Genomic DNA, 4,683 nt, shown 5'->3' with positions numbered 1-4,683 from the left:
GATGGGCACTAGCAAGTGCGCTCGACCGTGCTTTGGTTTTCTTGCCGCTTGTAGCTTGCAGCTTGAAGCCGCCCTAAAAGTACTGTATAAATAGCCAGTAGCCAATGCAGGAGCCCTGCCATGCTGGTTCATCTTTCCGTTCACAATTACGCGATCGTCGAGCATCTCGATCTTGAGCTGAAACGCGGCATGAGCGTGATCAGCGGTGAGACCGGCGCAGGTAAGTCGATCATGCTGGACGCTCTGGGCCTCACTCTGGGCGACCGTGCCGATAGCAGCGTGGTGCGCATCGGCGCGGACAAGGCAGACATTCTTGCCAGCTTCGATCTGGATGACATTCCAGATGCGCGAGCCTGGCTGGCCGATCGAGACCTGGACAACGATGGCCCTTGCATTCTGCGCCGCGTGATCACCGCCGAAGGACGTTCGCGCGGCTATATCAACGGAACGCCTTGTCCGCAGGGTGATTTGAAAGCGCTTGGTGAATTGCTGATCGATATCCACAGCCAGCACGAACATCAATCACTGCTCAAACTTGATACCCACAGGCGTTTGCTCGACGAGTACAGCGGCAGCCAGGATCTTGCCCGCCAGGTCCAGCTGGCCGCGCAGCGCTGGCGGCAAACCCGGCAGAGCCTGGAACGCTTGAGCAACAGCAGCGACGAACAGCGCGCCCGTCACCAGTTGCTTAGCTATCAACTCGAAGAGCTCGAGACGTTGGCTCTCGGTGACGACGAACTGGAACAGTTGGAGCGGGAGCACAAGAACCTCGCCAACGCGGAGCACCTGCTTGGCGCCTGTCGCCAGGTGATCGAGCTGTGCAGCGAGAGCGACGCTGGCAATGTGCTGTCGGCGCTGACCTCGAGCCTGCAGCGCCTGACTGGCTTCCAGAACCAGCCAGGCGCGCTCGGCGAGGCCGTCAACCTACTGTCCAGCGCGCAGATCCAAGTCGAAGAAGCGGTGGGCGAACTCAACCGCTTTCTCGATCACTTCGATTCCGACCCACAACGGCAGCAAACGCTGGAAGAACGTCTCGACAGCATCTACACCCTTGCGCGCAAACACCGCGTTCAGCCGCCGGAATTACCAGCCTTGCAGCAACGCCTCTTTGAAGAACTGGAAAGCCTCAACGCCGACGACACTGCACTGGAGCAGCTCAGCGAGGAGCTTGCTGCCTATGAACGGCACTATCGAGAAAAGGCCGAACAGCTGAGCGCTTCGCGCCAGCACGCCGCCGCTTCGTTGGCGCAGGCAGTCGAAGCGGAAATCCAGCGTTTGGGCATGCCGGGCGGCAAATTCGGCGTCGTGTTGAAGCCCGCCGCAGACGGAGACCTTATGCCGCACGGACTGGAACAAGTGGAGTTTCTCGTAAGCGCCAACCCAGGCCAGCCATTACGCCCATTGGCAAAGGTTGCCTCAGGCGGTGAGCTGTCGCGTATCAGCCTGGCGATCCAGGTGATCACTGCACAAACCTCACGCATCCCGACTCTAGTGTTCGATGAAGTAGACGTCGGCATCGGCGGACCGACCGCGGAAGTGGTTGGCCAATTGCTGCGCCGACTTGGCGGGCGAGGCCAAGTGCTGACCGTAACCCACCTGCCGCAAGTCGCTGCACAAGGCCACCACCACTTGTTTGTCCATAAGGCGCGCGGTGCCGAGGAGACCCACACAGCCGTTGCTGCACTGGATGGCGGTGAGCGGGTCGAGGAAATCGCCCGCATGCTTGGCGGACTCGACCTGACCGAGCAAGCACTGGCGCATGCCCGCCAGATGATCCACTCTGCCCAAGCGTCCTGATCAGCCTTTAAAGCACTGCGACTCAGGATCGCCTCGCCTGCCAAGAAAGGCTAGTTAGCGGCCTTTCGGACAGCCACCCGAGCTCGCGGCGCGCACTGATTGGCCTGCAAACAAGAGCGCACGCAGGCGGCCAACGCTTGGCTGTTGAAAGGCTGGATTGCCGAAAACCGAAGCGGCAGTTCTCGAAGAATCATTGACTTGAAACAAAGCCCGCCAATCGGCGGGCCTTGTCATGCGGCAAGAAGTGTTTAGAAACCATCTTTACTGCAGATTGCCGGCGATCATTCGGGCTTCTTGCGGACGTATAACACCAAATTGTGATCGACCAGATCGTAGCCGTGACGCTTGACGATCTCCTTTTGCAGCTTCTCGATCTCCGGATCGAAGAACTCAATGACGTCGCCGCTATCAACGCAGACCATATGATCATGGTGGCCACCGTCTGCCAGCTCGAATACGGCATGGCCGCCATCGAAATTATGCCGAACCACGAGGCCGGCCGCCTCGAACTGGGTCAACACGCGGTAGACCGTCGCCAGACCGACATCCTCGCCGGCTTCCATCAACGCCTTGTAGACGTCTTCGGCGCTCATGTGGCGCTGATCGGTGGTATCCAGCATCTGCAGGATCTTGACCCGTGGCAGGGTTACTTTCAAGCCAGCTTTGCGTAGTTCGCTATTTTCAACCATGGTTGGCTTTCTCGCTGCTGCTGTTTCGCAGCCTCCTTCAATACGGGTATGATCCGGGCTTTGCCCAGCCAAGATAGTGGAAGTCACCTACCGATGCAAAACACCAAGCTCATGCTGTCCAGTCTCACACTCGTGGGCCTGTTCGCACTCGCCGGTTGTTCATTCCCCGGGGTTTACAAGGTCGACATTCAACAGGGCAATGTCGTTACGCAGGACATGATAGACCAGTTGCGCCCAGGAATGACCCGCTCGCAAGTAAGGTTTATCATGGGCAACCCGCTGCTGACCGATACGTTCCATGCCAATCGCTGGGATTATCTGTACAGCATCCAGCCAGGCGGCAGCCAGCGCCAGCAGGAACGGGTCAGCCTGATGTTCAATGCCAACGACCAGCTGGCCGGCCTGACTGGCGATTTCAAGCCGGGCGTGAGTCGCGACGAGGCGATCCTCGGTACCGACCGTCCGGCTACCGAGACCCCAGCCCGCACCGAGCCAGAAACAGAAACGCCCGAGCCGGGCTCCTTGCTCGAACAGATCCAGCGCGACGTCGATGCCGCCGAACCGGTTCCGGTCCCCACTCCGGGCCGACTGGAAACAAACTAGCTTAGCTACAAGACAGACAAACAAAGCCCGACATGCCGGACTTTCATTGCGCCTCGATTAGGCCGATGATCCACCGGCCTTGTTCTGCGCCGCCTTCGCCGCGCGCTGCTTACGCACCTCCTTTGGATCAGCGATAAGCGGTCGATAGATTTCCACTCGCTCGCCCTCTTCAAGCGTTCGCTCGTCCGGCTTTGGAACCGCCTTGCCGAAAATACCAAGCGGCGAAGTGACGAGATCTAGCCCCGGAAAGAAGCCATCCATTCCCGAGCGCAGCGCCGCCTCGCGCACGGTCGTGCCCTGGGGCACGCTGAGCCGTAGCAACTTTTGCTTATCGGCCAACGCATAAACGACCTCAACTGCGATGGCCGGCCTATCCATATAGCTGCTTCGCCCTGGCACAGAACGCGTCGACCAGTGTATTGGCAGCCTGGTTGAACAGCGGGCCCAGGGTTGCTCGAACCAGCGGCCCGGCATAATCAAAGGTCAGATCAAGGCTGATCTTGCAGGCCTTCTCACCCAGCGCCTTGAACTCCCAAACGCCATGCAAGTGGCTAAAGGGGCCTTCCTCCAGCGTCATTTCGATACGTTTGCCTGGCTGCAACTCGTTGCGCGTGAGGAAGCGCTGGCTCATGCCGGCTTTCGCCACCGTCATACTGGCTTGCATCTGGGTTTCGCTGCTGGACAGGACCTCGGTAGCCGAACACCAGGGCAGAAACTGTGGATAGCTGGCTACGTCATTGACCATGTCGAACAGCGCGTGCGCCGGGTACGGCAGCAGCGCCGAACGTTGAATATGCGTCGTCATTCCATCCTTCTACTTCGTCATTCGACAATCGGCGACCACAACCACAGCCGGCGGCGGCACCGAGAGCACGCGTGATAACGCAGGTTCCGCCGCGGGCGAGCGCCCAGGATCTGAACTAGCGTAAAGATGGCACATTGTCGGGGATAAGCGCACCCGTCTCAAGTTTCACACCGTCGCAGCGCGCTGGTTATCGCCAGCCGCAACGCGACTCCCTATAATGCGCAGCCTATGGCCAAACAGAAGAAACAGTCCCCCGGGACCATCGCGCTGAACAAGAAAGCGCTACACGACTACTTCATCGAACAGAAATTCGAGGCCGGCCTCGTTCTGGCCGGCTGGGAAGTCAAAAGCCTGCGTGCCGGCAAGGCGCAACTGGTGGACAGCTACGTCCTGCTCAAGGACGGCGAAGCCTGGCTGATGGGTTGCCACATCACGCCGCTGACCACCGCCAGCACCCACGTGATCGCCGACCCCACGCGCACCCGTAAGTTGCTGCTGAACAAGCGAGAGCTGGGCAAGCTATTCGGTGCAGTGCAGCAAAAGGGCTACGCCTGCGTGGCCTTGTCGATCTACTGGAAAAAGCACCTGATCAAGTGCGATATTGCCTTGGGCAAGGGCAAGAAGGAATTCGACAAGCGTCACACCGAGAAGGAGCGCGACTCCGACCGCGAAATCCAGCGCGCCATGCGCACCAAGGGCAAGGAAGACTGAAAGCTGGAAGCTGGAAGCTGGAAGCTGGAAGCTGGAAGCTGGAAGCTGGAAGTCAGTGTAGAGGCTGACACGAACACT

The 4,683-nt window shown here is 59.3% G+C and carries 6 protein-coding genes; 3 read left to right on the top strand and 3 right to left on the bottom strand.

Annotated elements, in window-relative coordinates:
- Positions 1–120: 120 nt before the first annotated feature.
- Complete coding sequence (gene recN, locus NA637_RS24015; protein WP_256075011.1) at positions 121–1,797, top strand: DNA repair protein RecN; 1,677 nt, start codon at positions 121–123, stop codon at positions 1,795–1,797.
- A gap of 281 nt (positions 1,798–2,078) precedes the next feature.
- Here the strand turns inward: recN and fur are convergent, their stop codons facing one another.
- Positions 2,079–2,486, bottom strand: a complete 408-nt coding sequence (gene fur, locus NA637_RS24010; protein ID WP_256075010.1) for a ferric iron uptake transcriptional regulator — start codon at positions 2,484–2,486, stop codon at positions 2,079–2,081.
- 93 nt (positions 2,487–2,579) lie between these two features.
- Here fur and NA637_RS24005 point away from each other — a divergent pair, with 93 nt between their 5' ends.
- On the top strand, positions 2,580–3,089 hold the full coding sequence (locus tag NA637_RS24005; protein ID WP_256075007.1) for an outer membrane protein assembly factor BamE: 510 nt from the start codon (positions 2,580–2,582) through the stop codon (positions 3,087–3,089).
- A 57-nt stretch (positions 3,090–3,146) separates the two neighbouring features.
- Here the strand turns inward: NA637_RS24005 and NA637_RS24000 are convergent, their stop codons facing one another.
- A complete protein-coding gene (locus NA637_RS24000) occupies positions 3,147–3,467 on the bottom strand; it encodes an RnfH family protein (RefSeq protein WP_256075006.1) in 321 nt (106 codons plus the stop codon).
- Complete coding sequence (locus NA637_RS23995) at positions 3,460–3,894, bottom strand: type II toxin-antitoxin system RatA family toxin (RefSeq protein WP_256075005.1); 435 nt, start codon at positions 3,892–3,894, stop codon at positions 3,460–3,462. The genes NA637_RS24000 and NA637_RS23995 overlap by 8 nt, the downstream gene beginning before the upstream one ends.
- 228 nt (positions 3,895–4,122) lie before the next feature.
- Here NA637_RS23995 and smpB point away from each other — a divergent pair, with 228 nt between their 5' ends.
- A complete protein-coding gene (gene smpB, locus NA637_RS23990) occupies positions 4,123–4,605 on the top strand; it encodes an SsrA-binding protein SmpB (RefSeq protein ID WP_019340344.1) in 483 nt (160 codons plus the stop codon).
- Positions 4,606–4,683 lie beyond the last annotated feature (78 nt).

The organism is Stutzerimonas stutzeri, from assembly GCF_024448935.1.
Classification (GTDB): domain Bacteria; phylum Pseudomonadota; class Gammaproteobacteria; order Pseudomonadales; family Pseudomonadaceae; genus Stutzerimonas; species Stutzerimonas stutzeri_AO.
This window is presented reverse-complemented; position numbering and strand designations above follow the sequence as displayed.

Coding starts and splice junctions, on each gene's coding strand:
- recN (WP_256075011.1), top strand. CDS start 121: ATGCTGGTTCATCTTTCCGTTCACAATTACGCGATCGTCGAGCATCTC.
- NA637_RS24005 (WP_256075007.1), top strand. CDS start 2,580: ATGCAAAACACCAAGCTCATGCTGTCCAGTCTCACACTCGTGGGCCTG.
- NA637_RS24000 (WP_256075006.1), bottom strand. CDS start 3,467: ATGGATAGGCCGGCCATCGCAGTTGAGGTCGTTTATGCGTTGGCCGAT.
- NA637_RS23995 (WP_256075005.1), bottom strand. CDS start 3,894: ATGACGACGCATATTCAACGTTCGGCGCTGCTGCCGTACCCGGCGCAC.
- fur (WP_256075010.1), bottom strand. CDS start 2,486: ATGGTTGAAAATAGCGAACTACGCAAAGCTGGCTTGAAAGTAACCCTG.
- smpB (WP_019340344.1), top strand. CDS start 4,123: ATGGCCAAACAGAAGAAACAGTCCCCCGGGACCATCGCGCTGAACAAG.